This window comes from Psychrosphaera aquimarina, assembly GCF_032461525.1.
Lineage (GTDB): Bacteria > Pseudomonadota > Gammaproteobacteria > Enterobacterales > Alteromonadaceae > Psychrosphaera > Psychrosphaera aquimarina.
This window is the reverse complement of the sequence record NZ_JAWCUA010000007.1, coordinates 243327-266267: the sequence shown is the minus strand read 5'-3', so window position 1 is coordinate 266267 and position 22941 is coordinate 243327. Positions and strand designations below refer to the sequence as shown.

The following is a 22941-nucleotide window of genomic DNA, read 5'->3' as shown; positions in this document are numbered from 1 at the left end:
CACTATGAGTATAAAAGATAACGCAAAGTTACTTTCTGTATTGCTTTTGTCATTTGGTTTAATGGCTTGCGGTGGAACAGAAGACGAGGATGGTGGTGAAGACCCAGAACCAACGTGTGAAGAAACTAATACATGTGAAACAGAAAATACCAACTGGGATAATAGTAACTGGGATGAATTAGATTGGCAGTAATGTTCTATCCTATAATCTCAAATTAGTATTTACCAATTACATGTAATCATAATTTGGGCATGTAAATCCGGTAAACTTATTTTACCGGATTTTTCTGAGAATTTTATTCAAAGGTTAAAATTAACAGTGATAAAAAAAGCCGTTCAAATTATTGAACGGCTTGGGTAGATATCAACATTAATAATATTTTTTTAATATGATTAATTTAGCTCTGACTCCCAAAGTACTTGTTGGCCTTTTAATTCTTCAACGCGCTCAGCAAATTGTTTATGCAACACATGACGTTTGATTTTAAGGGTAGGGGTTAACACATCATTTTCAGGTGTCCATGGTTCTGCGACCACCACAACTGCGCCGATTTTTTCATGAGACTCCAACTGATTGTTAACCGCTAACAAGTTTTCTTTTAAAGATGCAGCAACTTGTTCTTTTGGTAACGCTGCGGCACCTTCAGATAGTTGTACTAATGCAACAGGGGCGGCCATACCAGAACCTAATAGACATAACAGTTCAATATGAGGGTCTTGTGCAAATACTTTCTCAATTGGTACAGGAGAAACAAATTTTCCTTTGGCGGTTTTAAAATTGTCTTTAACTCGACCAATAATGGTAATTGCCCCTGAGTCTGGGTCTATTTTTGCTAAATCGCCTGTTTTGAAAAAGCCATCCTCGGTAAAGGCTTCTTTAGTGGCTTCTTCATTTTTATAATAACCATCAAACAAACCGCCACTTTTAAATAACAGTTCGTCTTCTGCTGTGGTTTTAACTTCACAACCTGGTAATACACGTCCAATGGTGCCTATCAGTTTTTCTTCAAACGGGAAACAGCCAATGGCGTAGATACAGTTTTCAGTCATACCCCAAGCTTCACAGATATTTAACCCTATTTTGTTGTACCAATGTAAAATTGAAGGTGAGATTGGTGCAGATCCCGATGCCAGTAATCTGGCATGTTGTAACCCTAACCCCTTTTGAATCTTACGTTTAATCAAACTTGAAACCAGTGGAATAGACAACAATATATTAAGTTTGTTATTGCCAATTTTATCTATGATATTTTTCTGGAATAAACTCCATAAACGCGGCACCGAGAAAAATGCAGTTGGTTTTGCGTATTGTAAATCTTCAACAAAAAACTCAAGAGATTCCGTGAAATACAAGGTTGTATTGGCATGGTAAGCAACACCTTCAACAAAACAGCGTTCCGTAATGTGTGCCAGTGGCAGATAAGACAACATTCTGTCTTTATCGGTCATTTTTAATAAATTGACGATTTCTTGGTTCGCCCAATTAAATGCACGATAACTAATAATGGCCCCTTTCGGGTTACCTGTACTGCCTGAGGTATATATGATTGAAATTGTGTCATCTAATTCAGGGATATACTTTTCAAGTGGAGCGTGGTCTTTGGCTAAGGTTTGCAGTTTATTCCAGTCGTACTGACATGGCATGGTTTCATAACCCATAGACAGACGAATTACCGTGCCTTTTACACCAACATCGGCATCTTGCCATTTATCAAGTTTACCGACGAATACAGCTTTAGATTCTGAATGCTCCAAAACATATTGAATTGTATCAGCATTGGCAGAAGGATAGATTGGTACACTGATCATGCCTGCGCGCATGATGGCTAAATCGGTGATCAACCATTCAGCGCAGTTTTTGGCTAATATCGCAATTTTGTCACCTTTGACAAAGCCCAACTGATGAAGGGATGCGGCAATATTTTCTACTTTATCTTGTACTTCAGCCCAAGTGTGCGTTTGTACAACTCGGTTTACTGGTTGATGCAAAAATACCTTATTTGGTGTTGTTTCTGCCCAGTGTTCTAACCACTGTAATGGTGTGAATTGGCTTTTATCCATTGACGCCGCCTTTTTATAGTTATTATTAAATTTTACCTGTTGATGTAGGTATTTTTGTTTATTGATATCAATCTATTATGTATAAAAAAAACCATTTAGGCCAACATTAAGGTAAGTTATTGATCATTGATAGCATTTAGATACAAAAAAGCAGAGGTATGCCCTCTGCTTTTGCTGTTAAAAAATTAGTGCAATACCGTAATTTTAGTTATTACATTACACGCATACCAGGTTGTGCACCTTCATGCGGTTCTAAAATCCAAAGTTCTTTTCCACCAGGACCCGCTGCTAAGATCATGCCTTCTGACATACCAAAGCGCATTTTTCTAGGTTTTAGGTTCGCAACCACAACCGTTAACTTACCTTCTAATTCTTCTGGTGTATAAGCTGCTTTAATTCCAGAGAATATTTGACGTGTTTCTCCGCCAATATCCAGTTGGAATTTTAATAGTTTCTCTGCGCCTTCAACATGTTCAGCTTTAATGATCTTCGCAATACGCAAATCGACTTTAGCAAAGTCATCAAATTCAATTTCATCTGCGATTGGATCATCAGCCAATGGACCGGTTGCAACAGGTTTAGTGGCCACTAAATTGTCTTTTGAATCATCAACCATCTGAGCGACTTTATCCATATCAACGCGTTGCATTAAGGCTTTGAATTTATTTATTTCGTGACCGGTTAGTGCGGTGTCTATGGTGTTCCATGATAATTCAGCGTTTAAAAATGTCTCAACTTCTTCAGCCATTTTTGGTAACACTGGTTTTAAATAGGTCATCAATATACGGAATAAATTAATACCCATTGAACAAACATCGTGTGTTTGTTGTTGTAAGGTTTCGTCTTTAACCGTTACCCAAGGGGCTTTGTCATCAATGTATTTATTAGCTTTGTCTGCAAGTGCCATAATTTCACGAATGGCTTTCGCGTATTCGCGATTTTCATAACCCGCTGTGATGCTTGTTTTTGCTTGTTGGAATTCAGCTAATAATTCAGGGTTATCAATATTGTCAGATAATTTACTGTCGTAACGTTTCTTAACAAAACCGGCACAACGACTGGCAATGTTTACCACTTTGCCAATCAGATCTGAATTTACCTTTTGACCAAAATCATCAAGATTTAAGTCCAAGTCCGTAATGCCACTGTTTAACTTAGAAGCAAAGTAATAACGTAAATACTCTGGATTTAAATGATCTAAAAAGGTTCTGGCTTTAATAAAGGTGCCACGAGACTTAGACATTTTCTCGCCGTTAACCGTTACAAAACCATGAGCAAAAACGTTAGTTGGTTTTCTGAAATTAGCACCTTCTAACATGGCTGGCCAAAATAGGCTGTGGAAGTAAATAATGTCTTTACCAATAAAGTGATAAAGTTCAGTGTCCGAACCTTCTTGCCAAAACTCGTCAAAGTTAACGCCGTTTTTAGTACATAGGTTTTTGAAGCTAGCCATATAACCAATTGGCGCATCTAACCAAACGTAGAAGTATTTACCAGGAGCATTTGGAATTTCGAAACCAAAATAAGGAGCATCTCGGCTAATGTCCCATTGCTGTAAACCTTGCTCAAACCATTCTTCTAATTTGTTCGCCATCTCTGTTTGGATGCTGCCGCTACGTAACCATTGTTTTAACATAGGTTCAAATTTTGGCAGGTCAAAGAAGTAATGTTCTGAATCTTTCATTACTGGAGTTGCGCCAGAGATGACAGATTTAGGGTTAACTAAATCTGTCGGGGTATAAGTTGCCCCACACTTGTCACAATTATCACCATTTTGATCGTCTGCACCACACTTAGGGCAGGTGCCTTTGACAAAACGGTCAGGTAAAAACATTTGTTTTTCAGGGTCAAACAACTGGCTGATAGAGCGTTTTGCGATATAACCCGCATCGTTTAGTTTGTTGTATATTAACGCCGAGAACTCTTTATTCTCTTCACTATGAGTGCTGTGATAGTTATCAAAATCAATTAAAAAATCATCAAAATCTTGTTTGTGCTCAATGCCGGTTTTAGCCACCATTTCTTCTGGTGTAATGCCTTGTTCTTGGGCTTTAAGCATGATTGGTGTGCCGTGAGCATCATCTGCACATACGTAATAACATTCGTTACCTTGTGCTTTTTGAAAACGCGACCAAATGTCGGTCTGAATATATTCTAGTAAATGACCTAAATGAATTGGTCCGTTGGCGTACGGAAGGGCGCTGGTTACTAAAATTCTACGATTTACTTGGTCTGATGCCATAACTGTGAAAAAACCTTTATAAACAAGTGGTTAAGCTGTAAATTAACAAGCTGGAATTTGGCGATGTGACGAATTTGCCAAAACGCTAGAGTTTAGGCAGCCGATGTTACATAATTTACCGCATATTTGCACCTATCAAGTCGTAAAGATTAAGGCAAAAATGAAATTTCCCAAGTTGTTTTCTAAGTCAAGTGATAAGCCTCCCCGTGTGGGCGATGCAAAGTTAACGAAATCATTAACTATTAATGAACAAAAACAAGCGTTAAGACAGGCATTAAAACAGATCTGTCATGGTTATTTTCCAAATGGTATTTATGGTCAAATTGGAATTGATTTTAACGATGGAGGATTTGCAATTGAATTACCATTTTCATTAGGTAAGTTTGCGCCTGAATTAGTCAAGATATTACAACAACAAACCCAATCATCCTCACCTATAACTTTTATTTATGTGCCAACCAAAAGTAACAAACAAAATATTCCTAATATCAAGTCAATTGTGGCGGTTGCTTCTGGTAAAGGTGGAGTTGGTAAATCCACCGTTACGGCAAATTTGGCGGCCAGTTTAGCTGAGCAAGGTGTGAAGGTTGGAGTGTTGGATGCGGATATTTACGGACCATCGGTACCAATTATGTTTGGTTTAGCTGGTGAGTCGATTACGTCCAAAGATGGTAAGTCTATGGAACCCTTTGAACGTTTTGGTGTTTATTTAAATTCCATCGGTTTTGTCGTACCGGAAGACAAAGCAACGATTTGGCGCGGCCCAATGGCTTCACGTGCGTTGATGCAAGTGATTAATGAAACTAACTGGCCAGAACTTGATATTCTATTAGTGGATATGCCACCGGGGACCGGGGATATTCAATTAACGATGTCAGAAAATATAAAATGTGATGGTGCATTGATTGTCACAACACCACAAAATGTGGCATTGGCCGATGCTGAAAAAGGCATCAATATGTTTGAAAAAGTGAATACGCCAATTTTGGGGTTAGTGGAAAACATGAGTCAATTTATTTGTGACGGCTGTGGCAAACAGCATAATTTATTTGGCCAGGGTGGCGGAGGCCGTTGTGCGGCTAAACACAAGGTGCCTTTATTAGCTCAATTGCCTTTAATCGCTGGGGTCAGAGAGTCTGGCGATGCCGGTGAGCCTTATGCGCTTAATAAACCGCTGGTAAGTGAAAATATTGCAATGGAGTATCACCAATTAGCATTTTCACTTATGATGCAACTATCAAAACAAACTGTATCTGTAATCGCAGTCAGTTAATAATAATTGAATAAAAATTTAACCTAATTAGGACAGACAATGCGTCTTTGTGACACCGATATTATTAAAGCCATCAATGATGAAAGAATCGTTATTTCCCCTCGACCTTCAGATGATGCTATTTCTGGCGTAACCGTTGATTTAACTTTAGGTAATAAGTTTAGAGTGTTTCAAGCTCATGCCGCGCCATATATAGACTTAAGTGGTCCTAAAGCACAAACTGAAATTGCCTTAGAATCTATCATGAGTGATGAAATAGTGATTGCCGATGATAAAGCTTTTTTCTTGCACCCAGGTGAGTTGGCATTGGCAATTACCCATGAGTCCATTACTTTACCAAATGATTTGGTTGGTTGGCTTGACGGGCGTTCTTCACTGGCTCGTTTGGGTTTAATGGTACATGTTACGGCCCATCGAATCGATCCAGGTTGGTCAGGCAACATAGTGTTAGAGTTTTTTAATAGTGGTAAATTACCATTAGCGTTAAAACCACAAATGAAGATTGGTGCGTTGAGTTTTGAAGTTATGTCTGGGCCTGCTGCTAAGCCTTACACTTCAAGGGTGGACGCAAAATATAAAAATCAAGCTGGTGCGGATGGCAGCAGAATAAACCAAGATAGTTAATGTCGTAACAATTAAGGCCTAATGAAAATAATCATAGGCCTTTTCTTTAACCTTTGTTTATTAACATTGCTCTTGTCATAATTGTTATTAATAGTGTTTGTAATTATCTACCCTATTAGCCTAGGGCTTGTTATATAACCAAACGGAGTTGGCCATAAATGCCTATAAACATAAAAAGAACAATCCAATTTTTATTGATAATCGTATCAATAATCGTGACTGTATTTGCGGTTAATATTCATAATGGCCAACAAGCAATAAACAAAAATACGGTTAATTCAACCGATTTAGTCAAAGAAAAATTCAACATTCATTATATTGATGACAGTGATAACCCACTCTCACTGTCACAGATAAATAAACTCCCTTCTGGTATGTATGCTGACGCTTCTAAAAAACTCCACAGCCCAGATTCATTAGTATTCAGTGTTTGGTACCGTGTTAACTTAAAAGGTGGGGTTAATCCTTTATCAAGTGCTTTTAGTGTCACCGTTGATAACCCTACGTTGGATTCAATTACCTTTTATTTATTAGAAAAAGGGGCTGTGGTTCAAACCAAAAGAGTCGGAGACACTACATTTTCTAAAAATAATCTTGATTATGTTGTCCCTCAAATGAATATATATGACGGTTTTCAACGTGACCAAAGTATATATATCCATATTGAAACCAATGGTGCCAGTGCATCCCCCATCATCATAGAGCTGATTGAAGACTCTCAATTACGAAGTAGTGCGCAGTTGATGTTGATTGGTTGTTTTATTGGGGTAGTTTTGATCATGATCATCTATAACTACATCATGTTTAAAGGCATTGGCGATCCTTCGTATTTTAACTACATCGGCTATATCGCGTTTGCAGGTTTCACCATTAGTTTAATTAATGGTTTTTCCTTTTATGTCTTTCCGTTTGAAGTGGCCCGTTGGTTTAATAATCATTTAATGATCACTCATTTTATTGGGTTAATCTTTGCTTTGAAGTTTGCCATCTCGTTTCTTCGTTTTGATAAAATCAAACCTTGGTTTGTTAATATCGGAATGATGGCATCAAAAGTTATTTTAGTGTTTGCCTTTAGTGCATTGTATTTCACCGAAGCGACGTTAACGCCTGTCTATTTTGCCGCCGTGTTGTTTGTATATGTTTATGTAATTAGTTTAATGTCGATGGTGCTCAGCAGCCGACTAATGTGGGTACGTTATTATCTATTGTCTTGGTTACCACTGTTTGTTGGTGTGGGGATTGGAATTGCGGCATTTAACGGCGGTGTTCCATATAATTTTCTGACTCGAAATGCGGCTTTGTTAGGTGTACTCGCTGAAATTTGCATTATGTCGATTGCCCTAATGGATAGATTTCGCGCCAATGAAGTCGACAGAGATTACCGAACCAAACATGATCCAGTCACAGGATTACCAAACAAAGCCGCATTAGAGCCAGTGATTAAGAAACTGGTTAGTGGTAAAAAATCTTTTACGTTAGTCTTAGTTGAAATACCAGAAGCCAATAATCTCATCCCCAGTTTAGGCGTTGAATTATCCAATCAATTTTATATTGAGTTATTTAACAACATTGAAAATTATGCAGACGGGCTAACTTCCATCTATGAATTTGAACAAAACATTGAAAATAAAACTTACCATACCGCTCGGGTTAGTAATTCCTGTTTTGCCCTGATATTTGTCGGAGATCTGTCTGACGAAGCCTTGTCATATAACTTCTTGGCAATACAAGAAGCCGTGTCTACATTAATTACGTTAAACGGTGCTGCTATATCCGTGTCTTGTAATGCCGGTGTCGTTAGTTACCCTAACGATAGTTTAGAGAAAGAAAATCTGATCACGTTAGCCTTTCAAGCCATGTTGGGCCGTAACAAAAATGAGCAATGCTGGGTAAGGTATGAACAGCATAAATCAGAAAACGTGAAGAAACGCTTTGAATTAGCTGGCGAACTGCAAACGGCTATCGATAATGATGATTTAGAATTATTTCATCAACCTCAAATCAATTTAAAAACGGGCGTGGTACAAGGTAGCGAGTTGTTATTAAGATGGAATCATAGTGATTTAGGGTATGTTTCACCTGAGAGAATTATTGATATAGCGGAAGAGACCGGCACCATTCACCATTTAACCGAGTGGGTGATTACTCAAGGTTTATCTCAACATGCTAAGTTATATCGATTAGGCTTTGAACATACGATTTCAATCAACCTTTCCAGTAAAGATTTAACCGACAACGGCTTGATAGCGCATATTTTGACGACAGTAGCAGAGTATGTAATCCCGCCTAAAACAATTGTGTTTGAGTTAACGGAGTCGGCGACCACGAATGATCCTGAGATGGCAAAGTCAGTCATAACTGAGCTGCATCAACAAGGTTATAAAATAGCGATTGATGATTTTGGTACAGGCTATTCAAACTTAGATTATTTAAGCCAATTGCCGTTTGATATGCTCAAAATAGACAGGTCGTTCATGAATCTCGCCATGTCTAAACGTAATAATATGATAACTGAAATGACGATTGCACTGGGACGTCGTTTAGGCGTGTCTGTTGTAGCTGAAGGGGTTGAAACACATGAAGTTGCTGAGATTTTAAATAACTTCTATTGCCCCGTTGCTCAAGGGTATTTATATGCAAAACCGATGGCCTTTATCGACTATATGAGATGGTTACAGAAAAAGCCAAAACAACATGAATGAGAGCCTTATCAATAGATAACTTAGTTGGGTGTTTTCAATAAAACTTGTGAATAGGAATATCCTCCCTTGGTTAACTTGACGATAGATCTTTCTTACTGATCTCTAAAAGTGAAGGCGCCCAGTAGATATTACTCAACTTTTAACTTTTGATTGATGTAGTACCGGCGGAAATTAAATTTGATTGATACTGATTGGGTTAGTAAACCAATCCAAATTAGTACTTTATAAATTATTGAAAATACGGTGAACATTTGTTTATTTTAATTTAGGCTAATTTTGTTCAAAATTGGTTATTCAATTTATCAGGATATTGCTACCCATGTTAACCATACGTAACTTATGTAAGTCATATAGCAGTGAAAATAAAAATGATGTTATGGCCTTGAATAACATTAATTTAACGATTAAAGCGGGGATGTTTGGTTTGTTAGGGCCAAATGGAGCTGGTAAATCCACTTTAATGCGCACTATTGCCACACTGCAATTACCTGACTCTGGTCAGATTGAATTTAATGGGATAGATGTATTAACCGAGCCACAAAAACTACGCCCTGTATTAGGGTATTTACCGCAAGAGTTTGGCGTTTATCCTGGAATGTCAGCATTTGCTTTGTTAGAACACTTTGCCTTGCTAAAAGGGCTAAGCGATAAAAAGCAACGACATAAGCAAATTCAAGAATTATTATATTTAACTAATCTAACGGATGTGCAAAACAAAGCAGTCAGCGGCTTTTCTGGTGGAATGAAACAACGTTTTGGTATCGCCCAAGCGTTATTAGGCGCGCCTAAGTTATTGATTGTTGATGAACCGACAGCTGGTTTAGACCCACAAGAACGTAATCGTTTTCATAATTTATTAAGCGATATTAGTGAAAATACCGTGGTGATTTTATCCACTCATATTGTTGAAGATGTGAGTAACTTATGCCCAAACATGGCCGTGCAAGTAAATGGTGAAATTATCGCCACTGGCGTACCTAGTGAACTAACATCATCACTTAATGGCAAATTGTGGCAAGCAACCATCAACAAAGCACAACTGTCACAATATCAATCATTACATCAAGTGATCAGCCACCGCTTAGTGGCTGGAGAAGTTCAAATACATGTAATAAGTGACACTTGCCCTGCAAGTGAATTCAATGCCGTTGTACCAGACTTAGAAGATTCTATATTTTTCGCTGTTAGTTGAAAAACAAGGAAACGTTCATGTCTAGTTCAGCAGTAAGTTATGCTTTAATTCGCTCAGAAATAAAATTGCAAACCCGTCAAATATTATTTTATTCTCTTAGTGTTTTAGCTGTGTTATTTGGCATGTTTATCGTGCAAAACCTACCAACAGAAAAAGGCGTGTTAGCTTGGGGACCTTATTATTTAACCAAGACAATCATCACAGTCGGATTTATTTTTCCAATCATTCAGGCAGTCTTTGTTGTTAAAGCCACGGTACGAGATCGCCAGTTTCAATTGGAGGAATTAGTATTCACCACTCCAGTGAGTAAACTGCACTATTTATTATCACGTTGGTTTGGCGTATTTATTCCTTCTATTTTGGTTTATTTTGCATTTCTGATAGGACTATCAATTGGATTGGCAATGTTATCATCCGCCAGCCAAGTACCGATTGATATTAGCTTATTACTAAGTGTCTTAACATGGACAAGTCTAGTTTTCATTTTTCCGGCTATTTTGTTATCAAGTGTATTGTTATTTGCATTAGGCTTGTTTAGTCGTTCGTCGTTACAGGTGTATTTGGCAGCTGGCTTGGCGTTTTTTTTATATCAATTATTAAGTGTGATCACAGGTTCGCCTAACATGGCACAACCATTTGTATTAAATGAAACGTTAAAAATAATCTTTGATTTACTCGATCCTATGGCCAGTGCTGAGTTTTATAAACAAGCACTTTACTGGACAGTAGAGCAGCGTAATACCTTGCAAGTTACATTAACGGACTCTTTATTGTTTAATCGACTATTGGTGCTCCTTAGTGCAGTTGCCACCATCTTAATGAGTTATTTTTACTTTGAGCTAAGGTTAAAAGTAAGCAATAAACTCAACTCAGGAAAAGCTAATTTAGATGCACCTGCCAAAATTAAGAGCGAAAATATCACCTTTAACCCTGTAGAAGTAACTGAATATGATGCCTTGGCTGCATTTAAAGCCTTAGTTAAAACTGAATATTTAACTACAGTCTTAACCAAAACCTTTGTTTTTATTGTATTGGCTTGGGGAATTTTACTAGGTTCTGAAGTCATATCTGGTTTGGTTTATTTAGAAAGCTTAGATGTTACCCCGATTCCTACTACTAGTATTGTAATCAATCGCTTTGTGTTTGATATATTGCCAACCTTCTCCGCCTTGTTCTTAGTGATATTTTCTGCAGAAATTGCATGGCGTGATAAAGAAAAAAACATTGCAGATTTAATCGATGTGACTCCAATCGCTAATGTACAACGTTATATGGCCAAATGGTTTGCTTTGGTGTATATACCACTTACCTTTATTACTTTTGCCATTATTATTTCAATGACGTTGCAATGGATTTATGGTGGGAATATCGATTTCGTTTTATATAGCAGTTTGTACGTTTATGTGGGCATTCCTCTGTTGTGTATTGCCACCTTAGTGTTATTTATAAATGCGGTGAGCCCAAATAAATTGGTAGCAATGGTGGTGTCATTATTTTTTATTATTTTATCTCAGTCCAATTTAGGGGGGTATATAGGTTTAGAACACGGGTTGTTTAAGTTTGGTCATTCGCCACAATTGCAACATTCTGAATTAGTCGGTTTTAGTGCTACGTCTGATGCTTTTTGGGGGTACATGGCCCTATGGACCAGTGTATCAGTGGTATTGGCGTTAATCAGTTTTAGGTTAATGCAACGCGGTAAAGATGTTGCTTCATGGTCTCAATTGCTAAAAGGCAACCAAAGTAAGTCCAATCAGTTAGCATTAGCCACGTTTTCTGTCTTATCAATAGTGGCAGGCGGGCATGTCTATTATCAAACCAATATTGTTGGTAATTTTCAATCGGCTAACGATTATTACCAATGGCATGCGGATTACGAGAAAAAGTATCAAAGCTACCGTGAACTTCAGCAGCCAACAGTGGTTGCTGTTAAGACAAATATGGATTTGTACCCCAAGCAACGCCGTTATCAAATCACAGGGCAGTATCAATTACAAAATAAAACTCAACAGCCCATTAAAGACATTTTGATCAGTACTGACACAGATGTAAATTATAAAATCATGTCTTTGGAAAATGCCACGTTAATAGAGCACGATAAACATTTTTCTCAGTATCTCTTTAAACTAAATACCCCAATGCAACCACAACAACAGTTAACTTTATCATTTAGCGCTGAGCGAACGCATAACGGTTACAACGGGTTAATATCGGATAGTGCATTTACGCCTAACTTTATTTATTTTAGAGATATTCGTTATATGCCGTTTTTAGGTTTTTCAGAGCATTATGTTTTGAATTCTATTGTAAAACGAAAAGAGTTTGGCTTGCCGGAATTACCTGTTGCATTAAGTCTTGAGCAAGATATCACTAAACATCGTGGTGACTTTAGCCATCAACTTAAGTGGGCAACAATTGAAACGCGTCTAACTACAGCGGAAAATCATATTGCCGTTGCTCCGGGGGAGTTGATATCCCATTTTAAGGACGATAACCGAAATGTTTACCATTACAAAACAAAACAACCAATAAGAAAAATACAACCAGTATTGTCTGGGGTATTTATGGTGTCTGAGCGCGATGTTGATGGGATAAATGTTGAAGTTTACCATATAGAAAAACACACAAAAATTGCGCAAGAGCATATTGAGGCGATTGCAGACACCTTACGTTATGGCAATCAAAATTTTGGTCGTTATCCATATAAACAACTGCGTTTGTTTGAAGTACCAAATGTATTTAATCAATCTGGTTATGCTATGCCACAAATGATGCTCATTGATGAAAAGTTAGGTTTTGTGGTGGACCGGAGTAATAACCAAGCATTCGATCATTTATATCGACGGACGGCACATGAAACCGCACACCAATGGTGGGGACATGGATTAGACAGTGCAATCACGGAAGGAGGCTCTGTTTTGGTTGAAACGTTAGCGGTATATACCCAAGCGCAATTATTGATCCAAAAGTATGGTGAAGCCTATTTGCACCGTTTTTTACAATACGAAAATAACCGATATTTATATGGAAGGGGGCAAAGTCCCGAAACTGAAAAACCACTATATCGAGCGGATGAAAAACACCTTATCTACTCCAAAGGTACGATTGCGATGAACGCAATACAAAAACAACTTGGCGCGAATAAAGTGAATGAAGCACTCAGGTTAGTGCTTAAAAAACACGGATACCCAAACAAACCAGCCACAACGTTAGATTTTATTCACGCATTAAACACAGTTACAAACTTTGAACATCAAGATTTTATTAAACAATGGCTTCAACAAGTGGTAGTAAACGATTGGACTATAGAAAGCACTCACGTTACAACATTAGTGAACGGACTGTTTTCTGTTGATGTCTGCATATCTAATTACTCTACTACGGACAATAAAAGCCAATTAGTTGAACTAGCTCTGTTTAGTGAACATCCTGCAAATTTATTTGACAAACCAGCAGATAATCGCACTTTATTACATACTAAAGTCAACGTGATACAGCCAAATACATGTTTTAATTTTGAGGTTTTAAAACGACCGGAATTTATTCAACTTGACCCATATTATCAGAGCATAGATCAGCAACGAGAAAATAATATTAAGCGACTCGCCGTTTTATAAGTAATAATTCGGCTCAATGAAGAAAAGAGTATGGATGTGAGTAAAAACAAGCAAACTTTAGTGTTATTTTAATGAATGTCGCGGTGTAGATAAGGTTAATCATATCCTTAAAGATGTAGACTGATTACTATTGAAAGTAATGAATGTTTAAAATATAAGCTATTGATATTCATTGTTTTTGAATACACATAAATTTGAACTTTTTCGCTGGATATTTACAGGGCTGAGTGATACTTTAGCCACCTCGGTCGGTATGTAGCGCAGCTTGGTAGCGCACTGTCATGGGGTGTCAGGGGTCGGAGGTTCAAATCCTCTCATACCGACCAATTAACTCCTTAATCTCATCTATTAAATTATAGATGTGGTTAATATTGAAATGCAGTTTCGGACATTGAACTATCCTTAGATGCTTGAGTTTTTAACGCATTGGTATAGTCTAACTGAGTCTCAGTTAAGTATTGGTTTGTAGGACGTATGTTTAGCCTATAATATGAGTGCTTCAATTACATAATGGATTAGTCACTGGTGTTTAAAAGAACCATATATTTACTTCTAAGTTCGGTTTTAACATTATTTTCTTCATATTCTTATTCCTCTGAAGTTACGCTTGTTCGTGTGCTCGGACAACAGTCAGCTGAAGATGTCACCCAAGATTATTTCTATCAATTATTAGGTAAAGCGCTCAAAGCAGGTAGCACTGATCCTTATTATACAAGACTTGTCGATGCCACTAGCCTAACTCAAGGTCGTTCTATGCAGTTGTTAACCGATGACATAATTGATGTGTATTGGATGGGAACAACAATAGAAAGTGAAAATAAATTTCACGCGGTAAAAATACCCTTAATGAAAGGGCTGTTAGGTTATCGGGTTTCAATTATAAAAAAACAAAACCTAAGTTATTTTTCACAGTTAAGTGAAGCCGAATTGAAACGAAAAGTAGCGTGCCAGGGGGAGCATTGGCCAGATACAAAAATTTTACAGGCAAATGGATATAAAGTCGCAGCGGCAGGTCGATATGACGCAATGTTTGCCATGGTGAATAAAGGTCGTTGTCAGTATTTCCCCAGAGCTATATTTGAGGGCTATGGTGAACTGGCTGTAGCACAAAAAACATTTAATGACTTAGTTATGTTAGATGACGTATTACTTCATTATCCTTACCCAATATATTATTTTGTGAATAAAAAAATATTGCGTTAAGTATGGCTATTGAAATTGGTTTGGAAAAATTAATTGATAGTGGCGAATTTGATTCCTTTATGCAAAACCATAAAGTGACTAAATATGCCTTCCCTCTAGATAAGTGGAAAGGCAAACGTATATTCCAGTTAAATAACCCATTATTATCAAAACAAACCGACCCAACTAATCCACGATATTGGATTACAGCTTTTTAATTAGACTACAAATGCGCTAGCCGCTGTCTTCCTCTACTCTCCATACATAATGTCATCGTTATGTAATAAAACTGTCAACTCACTGTCTTTTTACAGTCACCGTTTTGTCATTTTTAATCCTTAATCTACGTTCCGATAATTTAATTAATCAAAAACTATAAAAGTACTCGGAGTACGTAATGGAACTTAAAGATTTATTCAAACTTTCGGCAGTAACACTAGCGTTAACTATGACAGTGGCTTGTAGTGACGATAAAGACCCAGTAGATGTGGTTGTTGATGAATGTGCAGTAACACCTATCCCTGAAGGATGTGATGGTTACGTTGCACCAAAAACACAAATTGAAATAGACCAAGAAACGTTAGAAGCGGATTACCTGGCTGCAACATCAGTTGAAGCTGATATCGTTATTTTAACGGGTGTAATTACAGAAGATTTAACATTAACGGCTGACAAAGTTTACGCATTACGCGGTCCAGTTGTTATCGGTAACGACAACGCAGATAGTGCCGTTCTAACAGTAGACCCAGGCGTAACTATCTTTGGTGAAACCGGTAATGACTATTTAGTGGTTAGCCGTGGTTCTAAAATTGAAGCGTTAGGTACAGCCGAAGCGCCAATTATCATGACCTCTAAAAATGACGTTATGGGTACCACGGTTGGTGCTGGTCAATGGGGTGGTGTAGTTATCCTAGGTAACGCAAAATCTAATAAATGTCCTACTGACGGAACAAGCTGTGCACTACAAGTTGAAGGTGCATTTGAAGGTGCTGTATTTGGTGGCGACAATGATGAAGATGATTCAGGTACATTAAACTACGTTGTGGTGAAATACGCTGGATTCGAAATCGCACCAGACAATGAGTTAAATGGTATTACATTTGGTGGTGTTGGTTCTGGTACTGACGTTGATTACATACAAGTTCACGCAAACGCCGATGACGGTGTTGAATTTTTTGGCGGAACCGTAAGTGTTAAACATTTAGTATTAACGGGCAACCAAGATGATTCAATTGATTGGGATAACGGTTACCGTGGTTCAATTCAATATGCTTATGTTGAACATGATAAAAATGACGGTGAAGCAAACCGTGGTATAGAAGCTGACAATGACGGTTCTACGCCTAGTAAAACGCCAATGTCAGATGTCATGATCTCTAACCTAACAATTGTAGGTAATAACTATAAGAGCGATGATAAAGACTCTGAAGGTATTTATTTACGTGAAGGTACAAAAGCTAGCATCTACAACTCTGTAATTACGGGCGCTGGTGGTGAATGTTTTGAAGTTGAAGGTAACTCTGTATCACAAGCTCATTTAGAAGATGGCGGCATTGTGATGGAAAGCACAGTTATCGCATGTACTGAACCAACTAAAGATGGAAAATTGGCTGAGAATGATACTCACTCTATAGTTGATTTAGCTGCATTTGTTGCAGAAGATGGCAAAAATAATTCAGTGGTTACCAGTGCATTTTTAGCCAATAACGGTGTACCTTTAGCACACGATGATTCACCAATAACAGGTGATGACAAAATCGCAGTTAAAGATGTGGCTAATATGGGCATGTTGGAAACTACGACTTTTGTTGGAGCCATAGATGAAACTAATGACTGGCGTGAAGGTTGGGCATTTGGTTTCGGTGGTGGTGTATCTTCAGTAGCGGGTTGCCCATCAGGTTCAGCTAAAATTGAATCAGTAGACGGTGTTACAACAACATGTGAATTATCAGGTCGTATTACATCAGACTTAACATTAACCAAAGACAACTTATGGGCACTAAATGGTCCAGTATTTGTTGGTGGTGATAAAGAAAATTCTGCAATCCTAACAATTGACGCCGGTACGACAGTATATGGTTCTAACGGTGGTGATTACTTAGTTGTAAGCCGCGGTTCAAAAATTGAAGCGGTTGGTACTTCTGAAGCACCAATTATGTTTACTTCTAAACAAGACGTACTTGACCAAACTGAAGGTTCAGGTCAATGGGGAGGCATGGTTATTCTGGGTAATGCTCCTTCAAACAAATGTCCTTCAGAAGGTGAATGTTCACTGCAAGTTGAGGGTGTTGTCTCTGGTGGTGTATTTGGCGGAACAAACTGGGAAGATAATTCAGGTACTTTAAACTACGTTGTAGTTAAAAACGCAGGTTATGAAGTAGCACCAGATAATGAACTAAACGGTATTACGTTTGCAGGTGTTGGTTCAGGTACTATGGTTGATTACATCCAAGTTCACGCCAATGCAGATGACGGTGTTGAGTTCTTTGGTGGTTCAGTAAACGTTAAACATGTTGTTCTAACAGCGAACAAAGATGACAGCGTTGATTGGGATAACGGTTACCGCGGTAAAATGCAATATGTGTTAATAAAACATGCATCTGAAGATGGTGAAGCAAACCGTGGTATTGAAGCTGACAACGACAAAGATATGTCTAAAACGCCAGTGTCAAACCCAACTATTGCCAATATCACTATGATAGGTAATGACTACACATCAGCGGATAAAGACTCTGAAGGTTTCTACTTCCGTGAAGGTACTAAAGTGACTATGGTGAATGCATTAATTACTAATGCGGGTGGCGAATGTCTTGAAATTGAAGGCGAAGCGACAAATCCTAATGGTCAAGACTACTTAGCAGATGGTGGTATCAACATCACTAACTCAGTAATCGCTTGTACAGAAAATTTCAAAAACGGTGACAGCGATGTTGATTTATCAGCTTGGTGGTCAGATGCAAGTCGCAACAATTCAGTTGCTGCAAACATGGCTGCAGTTGTTAACGGTATCTTTACTATCGATACAACAACAGCTGCTGACGCTAACGCACTTCACGGTGCATTCTTTGAAACAACAGATTTCATCGGTGCAGTAAAAAATGCGGATAACGACTGGACTAAAGGTTGGGCTGTTGGTCTAGACTAACGCCAAACTTTAAGAGTTAGGTACTAGCGAATAACGCTTACTTAACCACTTAAGTTAATAAAAAAACCAGTTACCTAGTAACTGGTTTTTTTATGCTTAAAACTTATCTAAAGCTATAGAAAAATAAATATATAAATTGAAAAATAATCACTTGTGACATCTGTATGAAATATTAAACACTTATTCTAATCCCGTATTAAAGCTCCTCTGGTTTTAATATAATTTTTCATGTTTTTCCGACGTCCTGTTGTACTCGCCGCAATATATTTTTTGCGGCTTTTTTTTGCCCAAAGTAAATTAAAAATCAATAAGTTAGTAAGCAGGTGAACGTAAGGGGATTAACAATAATGCTAAAAATAGAGATATAATGTTTTGTCATAAAGTTGTAATTATTGGTTAATAAAACTGTCACACACCACCCTTAATATGTCATCAAAATTATTAATACATTACTGATGACTCAGGAGTAACCAATGAGCCAATCGTCACCAATATTTAAACTCTCAACAATGACACTTGCGATTATTTCTACATTAATGCCGGTTTCGTTGTTTGCAGCAGAAGATGATAAAAAAGCAGAAACTGAAGATTATATTGAAGAAGTGGTGGCCACAGGCACTCGCTTAAAAGGTAGCGCAGCCGCGGTTATTGAAGAAAGAAGAAATCAAGCTTTTGTGGCCGACATTATGGGTGCTGAGCAAATCTCACGATCAGGTGATGGTGATGCAGCAGCCGCATTACGTCGTGTGACAGGGTTAACATTGGTAGATGGTAAGTTTATTTACGTACGTGGATTAGGTGAGCGTTATTCATCAACGCAATTAAATGGTGCCGCTGTACCAAGTCCAGATCCAACACGTTCGGTTATACCGCTTGATTTATTTCCTGCTGAGATCATTGAAGGATTAGCCGTTCAAAAATCTTACTCGCCGTCAATGCCTGCCGCGTTTGGTGGTGGTAATGTGGATATTCGATTAAAGAGCATTCCAGATAGTCGAGTGTTTAACTTCAGCGGTAAAATTGGTGGCAATAGTAATAACTTCGATGATGGGTTAACCACAACGGGCAGTGATACGGACTGGATGGGTAAAGACGATGGCACTAGAGATGCACCTGCTTCGATAAGTCAATATTGGTCTCCTTTGGGTGAGGTATCACAATCATTAGATTACATATCGGCAGAAGAGAGCTTGCAAGGTTTGCTTGATTTAAATCGCGACTTAACACCGAAAACTTCCAGTATTAACCCTAATGTTGGTTTTGATATCGCCTATGGTGATGTGTTTGACGCGGGCGACTTAGAGTATGGATTTTTAACAACGTTTGCTTATGATAACTCATGGCAGGTTGCAGAAGAGTATCAATTAGAGCAGTGGAGTTCGGTTGATACGGATGAAGGTAAACAATACACGTTTGTACGTGGATATGACGATGTAACAACAACCAGTCATATGGTTAAAACTTCTTATATGATCAACTTAGGGGCAAATTACAACAAAGCCCATGAGCTAAACCTAAATTACATCGTATTAAATGACACAGAAGATAAAGCCAAAAATAAATTTGGCCGCTCAAGCAATGTCTCACCATCAGAAAATAACGCCATCATAAACAGTAAAGAAGTAACGTATGAAGAGCGGTCTTTAACTGCGTTACAGTTAAGTGGTCAACATACGTTTGCCGCGTTAAATTTGTTAGGTCTAGATTGGATTTACTCTGACTCTGAATCTAACCGTTATGCACCGAGTGGTTTAGAAACTAGCTACGTTGTATCTGATAGAAATGAAGATGGTATTTACGATCCAGAAACTGAATCTTCGGTAAGACTTGGCCGTTACCGCAGCTCGTTTTAACTTCCAAGACTTAGTGGATAACGTAGAGCATTTTTCTTTTAATGCGTCTTTGCCTATTTACTTATCTGGTTTAGAAATGGAGTTTAAAGTTGGCGCGAGCATGGTGGACAAAACCCGTTCAGCAGATAACCGTCGATTTGATTTAGACACTCGAGCATTACCAAGTGGGTTTGATTTAGATGGTAACGATCTTAATCAAGTATTATCTAACGACAAATTAGCGGATGCGAATCTATACCGTTCAGTTTTAAACGACACAACCATTGCGGGAGATTTATATACCGCAGAACAAAGCATAGATGCGTATTATCTTGAAGCTGATTTCTTTATTAATAATAAGTATCGTATTTCGGGCGGGGCGCGTTTCGAAGACTTTAGTCAAACCGCTTTACCTTATAATCCGTTTACCGGTGAAGTTGACTTAACCAACGATCAAGCCAGTGTAGAAGAGCTAACTTTCAGTGAAGACGGTGTGTACCCATCGTTGGCGTTAACGTATTTGTTAAATGATGAAATGCAATTCAGAGCCAGTTTTGGGCAAACCGTTGTACGTCCTGATTTAAGAGAGATCACTTCAGCTACCTATATTGACCCGTTAACTGAATATCCAGTGCAAGGCACACCAGGGTTAAAAACCACAGATATGACCAACTTAGATTTACGTTGGGAGTGGTATATGCCAGCGGGGAATAATATATCGGTCGGGTTGTTTACTAAATCGTTAGATAACCCAATAGAAGCGGTGCAATCACCTGCGCAAGATGGACCACCTCTTATCCGCATTGCCAATGGTGAAGGGGCAACCGTAACCGGGATTGAGTTTGAGTTTTTACAAGACCTTAATATGTTAAAAGGGGCATTAGGTGAATTTGCACAAAACTCATTTATGTCAGGAAACTTAACTTTAAGTGATTCAAAAATCACATTGGATAGACAAAATATTGTTGATCAAACCGGTGTATCTACTTCAATCACTAACCTTGAGCGTCGTTTAACAGGTCATTCAGAATATGTGGTTAATTTACAACTTGGTTATGACTCACCAAATGGTGAACATCTAGCTACCGTGGTTTACAACGTATTTGGTGAGCGAGTGATCATCGCTGGTATTGATGGTTTTGAAGATGCAATGGAACAGCCGTTTCACTCATTGGATGTGAATTACACTTATTTCCCAACGTTCTCTAGCCAGATTAAATTTAAGCTCACAAATATTTTAGACGAGCAAAAGGAGATCACCTTTGACGATGAACTTTTACGTTCAACCACCAAAGGCATTGGCTTTAGCGTTAGCTATAAAATGGAATTTTAAGGCTGAGCTAATACTGAGTTAAGACAAAACTGAGACAAAGATGAAATGACAAGGGATTTGACATCCCTTGTCTATATTTTCGTGAAATTATCACAGTTTAGTCATTATTATTTAACAATTTTGTCACCTTATTAACATATTAGAACTATTAAATACGTCATTGTAAACAGTGATGTAACTAACAAATAAGCGGCAATTTATGCAAGTTGGAAATACAAAGATGAGATCTCAAATTATCCCTTCACCCGTCTCAACAATGGGCTTAAATACATCAATCAATCAAGTTGATATTGATGCGATTAAAGTGCATTTAACTCAACTTTTGCATAGACCGTCGACCACACCTAATGATGCCGGTTGCCAACAATACTTAAAACGTTATTTTAAAAGTTTAGGCATGTCTGTTGATGACTTCGAAGTGGAAGGCGTCAGTAACCTAATAGCTAAAATTGGATCAGGTTCTACTAGGATTGCATTTTGCGGTCACACCGATGTGGTACCTGCCCTTAATGTTGACTTATGGAATACAGAACCTTTTTCATTAGCTATACAAGATGACAAGTTTATAGGTCGTGGTATTGCCGATATGAAAGGGGCTGTAGCCTCAATGTTAACGGCTTTTGAACACGTTTTGTCATCATTAGATTTAGACAAATTTACCTTTTATTTTTTGATCACCAGTGATGAATTAGGTGATGCAGAATACGGCACCAAAGAAATAGTGTCTCGTTTAGCTCAAACTCAAGAGTTACCGCATTATTGCATAGTGGGTGAGCCAACAAGTGTTGAACAATCAGGTGATGTATTAAAAATTGGCCGTAGAGGTTCTATCTCTGCTGAAATCACCATTATTGGTAAACATGGACACGTTGCGTTTCCACAAAACGCTAAAAATGCATCCCATACTGCAGTCGTGATGGGTAAATGGTTAACTCAGCAGTCTTGGGATCAAGGTAGTGATGATTTTCCAGGCAGTCACTTAGAAATTACCGGAATACAAACCTGTGACGCTGGCGATAATGTAATACCAGGAGAGTGTCGTTTAACGTTTAATATCCGTTATAGTCATAAAGAAACGGAAGCCAATATTAAACAACGAATTGTTAATGGATTGGTACAGTTAAAGCAATTAACTAATGATATTTCTATTCGATGGTATCGTGCTTGTGAGCCTTATTATACATCGGGTGAAACCGCTAATAGTATGAACGACTCTGATGTTGTGAGTACTTCCCTTGACGGTTTAGTCGGTCAAAGTATATCAGACGGACAAAATATAAATGGCAGCCATTTGGCCAATAATGAATTTACGGAAGTAGGTGTAGGGGAAGGTAAAAGTCGAACCACAGTTACCTTACCAATAGACATTGATTTAGTGGCGGAAGTTGAACAAGCAATCTTTGATGTCACTAAACGTTTTCCACGTTTGTCTACCGCTGGTGGCACTTCTGGTGGTCGTTTTATCGCTAAAAGCGGTTGTCAGGTGATTGAGCTTGGATTACCAAGTCATAGTGTGCATCAAGTAAATGAATACGTAACAGAAAAAGACTTACTTGATTTAACGCATCAGTATGTTCAAGTGCTACAGCGAATGGCAGGCAAATAGCACGGCGAATGGTAGGCAAATAGCAACAAGCAATAACATGGTACTTCACAAGTCCCCGCGACATAGAAAACCTATGACTGGTAAAAATGTCAGTCATAGGTCTATTGTCATAAATCAGTCACATTTCTTAAA

14 protein-coding genes and 1 tRNA gene are annotated in these 22941 nt (G+C 38.1%); 13 read left to right on the top strand and 2 right to left on the bottom strand.

The window, feature by feature from the left end:
• The first annotated feature begins 4 nt into the window (after nucleotides 1-4).
• Nucleotides 5-193, top strand: coding sequence for a hypothetical protein (locus tag RT723_RS07750; RefSeq protein ID WP_315946558.1), 189 nt, complete (start codon nucleotides 5-7; stop codon nucleotides 191-193).
• A gap of 200 nt (nucleotides 194-393) precedes the next feature.
• On the opposite strand, the gene RT723_RS07745 is transcribed toward RT723_RS07750, so the two are convergent.
• Nucleotides 394-2061 carry an AMP-binding protein gene (locus tag RT723_RS07745; protein WP_315946557.1) on the bottom strand — a complete coding sequence of 556 codons (1668 nt, stop codon included), beginning with the start codon at nucleotides 2059-2061 and terminating at the stop codon, nucleotides 394-396.
• Between the two features lie 211 nt (nucleotides 2062-2272).
• Nucleotides 2273-4303, bottom strand: coding sequence for a methionine--tRNA ligase (gene metG, locus RT723_RS07740; protein WP_216054563.1), 2031 nt, complete (start codon nucleotides 4301-4303; stop codon nucleotides 2273-2275).
• Between the two features lie 160 nt (nucleotides 4304-4463).
• On the opposite strand from metG, the gene RT723_RS07735 reads away from it, so the two are divergent.
• The 12 genes from RT723_RS07735 to dapE all read left to right on the top strand — a co-directional run bounded on the left by RT723_RS07735 (nucleotide 4464) and on the right by dapE (nucleotide 22809).
• Nucleotides 4464-5576: an Mrp/NBP35 family ATP-binding protein gene (locus tag RT723_RS07735; protein WP_315946556.1), complete on the top strand. Its 1113-nt coding sequence runs from the start codon at nucleotides 4464-4466 to the stop codon at nucleotides 5574-5576.
• A gap of 39 nt (nucleotides 5577-5615) precedes the next feature.
• Nucleotides 5616-6200: a dCTP deaminase gene (gene dcd / locus RT723_RS07730; protein ID WP_216054561.1), complete on the top strand. Its 585-nt coding sequence runs from the start codon at nucleotides 5616-5618 to the stop codon at nucleotides 6198-6200.
• Nucleotides 6201-6358: 158 nt separating this feature from the next.
• Nucleotides 6359-8902 carry an EAL domain-containing protein gene (locus RT723_RS07725; RefSeq protein WP_315946555.1) on the top strand — a complete coding sequence of 848 codons (2544 nt, stop codon included), beginning with the start codon at nucleotides 6359-6361 and terminating at the stop codon, nucleotides 8900-8902.
• Between the two features lie 319 nt (nucleotides 8903-9221).
• Nucleotides 9222-10094, top strand: coding sequence for an ABC transporter ATP-binding protein (locus tag RT723_RS07720; protein WP_315946554.1), 873 nt, complete (start codon nucleotides 9222-9224; stop codon nucleotides 10092-10094).
• Between the two features lie 17 nt (nucleotides 10095-10111).
• The gene (locus RT723_RS07715; protein WP_315946553.1) at nucleotides 10112-13711 is read left to right on the top strand and encodes a M1 family aminopeptidase; all 3600 of its coding nucleotides are present in this window, start codon (nucleotides 10112-10114) and stop codon (nucleotides 13709-13711) included.
• Between the two features lie 249 nt (nucleotides 13712-13960).
• Nucleotides 13961-14037 (top strand) — tRNA-Pro (locus tag RT723_RS07710).
• A gap of 199 nt (nucleotides 14038-14236) precedes the next feature.
• Nucleotides 14237-14914, top strand: a complete 678-nt coding sequence (locus RT723_RS07705) for a hypothetical protein (protein ID WP_315946552.1) — start codon at nucleotides 14237-14239, stop codon at nucleotides 14912-14914.
• Between the two features lie 2 nt (nucleotides 14915-14916).
• Nucleotides 14917-15111, top strand: coding sequence for a hypothetical protein (locus RT723_RS07700; protein WP_315946551.1), 195 nt, complete (start codon nucleotides 14917-14919; stop codon nucleotides 15109-15111).
• 179 nt (nucleotides 15112-15290) lie between these two features.
• Complete coding sequence (locus tag RT723_RS07695; protein ID WP_315946550.1) at nucleotides 15291-18038, top strand: hypothetical protein; 2748 nt, start codon at nucleotides 15291-15293, stop codon at nucleotides 18036-18038.
• Between the two features lie 473 nt (nucleotides 18039-18511).
• Complete coding sequence (locus RT723_RS07690) at nucleotides 18512-19891, top strand: TonB-dependent receptor plug domain-containing protein (RefSeq protein WP_315946549.1); 1380 nt, start codon at nucleotides 18512-18514, stop codon at nucleotides 19889-19891.
• Nucleotides 19866-21203, top strand: a complete 1338-nt coding sequence (locus tag RT723_RS07685) for a TonB-dependent receptor domain-containing protein (protein WP_315946548.1) — start codon at nucleotides 19866-19868, stop codon at nucleotides 21201-21203. Before RT723_RS07690 ends, RT723_RS07685 begins: the two co-directional genes overlap by 26 nt.
• Nucleotides 21204-21423: 220 nt before the next feature.
• Entirely contained in the window at nucleotides 21424-22809 is a 1386-nt protein-coding gene (gene dapE, locus RT723_RS07680; protein WP_315946547.1) for a succinyl-diaminopimelate desuccinylase, read from the top strand.
• Nucleotides 22810-22941 lie beyond the last annotated feature (132 nt).

What these genes read in the sequence shown, in the direction of transcription:
- RT723_RS07745 (WP_315946557.1), bottom strand. Translation starts at nt 2,061, where the DNA reads ATGGATAAAAGCCAATTCACACCATTACAGTGGTTAGAACACTGGGCA.
- RT723_RS07700 (WP_315946551.1), top strand. Translation starts at nt 14,917, where the DNA reads ATGGCTATTGAAATTGGTTTGGAAAAATTAATTGATAGTGGCGAATTT.
- RT723_RS07690 (WP_315946549.1), top strand. Translation starts at nt 18,512, where the DNA reads ATGAGCCAATCGTCACCAATATTTAAACTCTCAACAATGACACTTGCG.
- dcd (WP_216054561.1), top strand. Translation starts at nt 5,616, where the DNA reads ATGCGTCTTTGTGACACCGATATTATTAAAGCCATCAATGATGAAAGA.
- metG (WP_216054563.1), bottom strand. Translation starts at nt 4,303, where the DNA reads ATGGCATCAGACCAAGTAAATCGTAGAATTTTAGTAACCAGCGCCCTT.
- dapE (WP_315946547.1), top strand. Translation starts at nt 21,424, where the DNA reads ATGAGATCTCAAATTATCCCTTCACCCGTCTCAACAATGGGCTTAAAT.
- RT723_RS07735 (WP_315946556.1), top strand. Translation starts at nt 4,464, where the DNA reads ATGAAATTTCCCAAGTTGTTTTCTAAGTCAAGTGATAAGCCTCCCCGT.
- RT723_RS07695 (WP_315946550.1), top strand. Translation starts at nt 15,291, where the DNA reads ATGGAACTTAAAGATTTATTCAAACTTTCGGCAGTAACACTAGCGTTA.
- RT723_RS07725 (WP_315946555.1), top strand. Translation starts at nt 6,359, where the DNA reads ATGCCTATAAACATAAAAAGAACAATCCAATTTTTATTGATAATCGTA.
- RT723_RS07715 (WP_315946553.1), top strand. Translation starts at nt 10,112, where the DNA reads ATGTCTAGTTCAGCAGTAAGTTATGCTTTAATTCGCTCAGAAATAAAA.
- RT723_RS07720 (WP_315946554.1), top strand. Translation starts at nt 9,222, where the DNA reads ATGTTAACCATACGTAACTTATGTAAGTCATATAGCAGTGAAAATAAA.
- RT723_RS07750 (WP_315946558.1), top strand. Translation starts at nt 5, where the DNA reads ATGAGTATAAAAGATAACGCAAAGTTACTTTCTGTATTGCTTTTGTCA.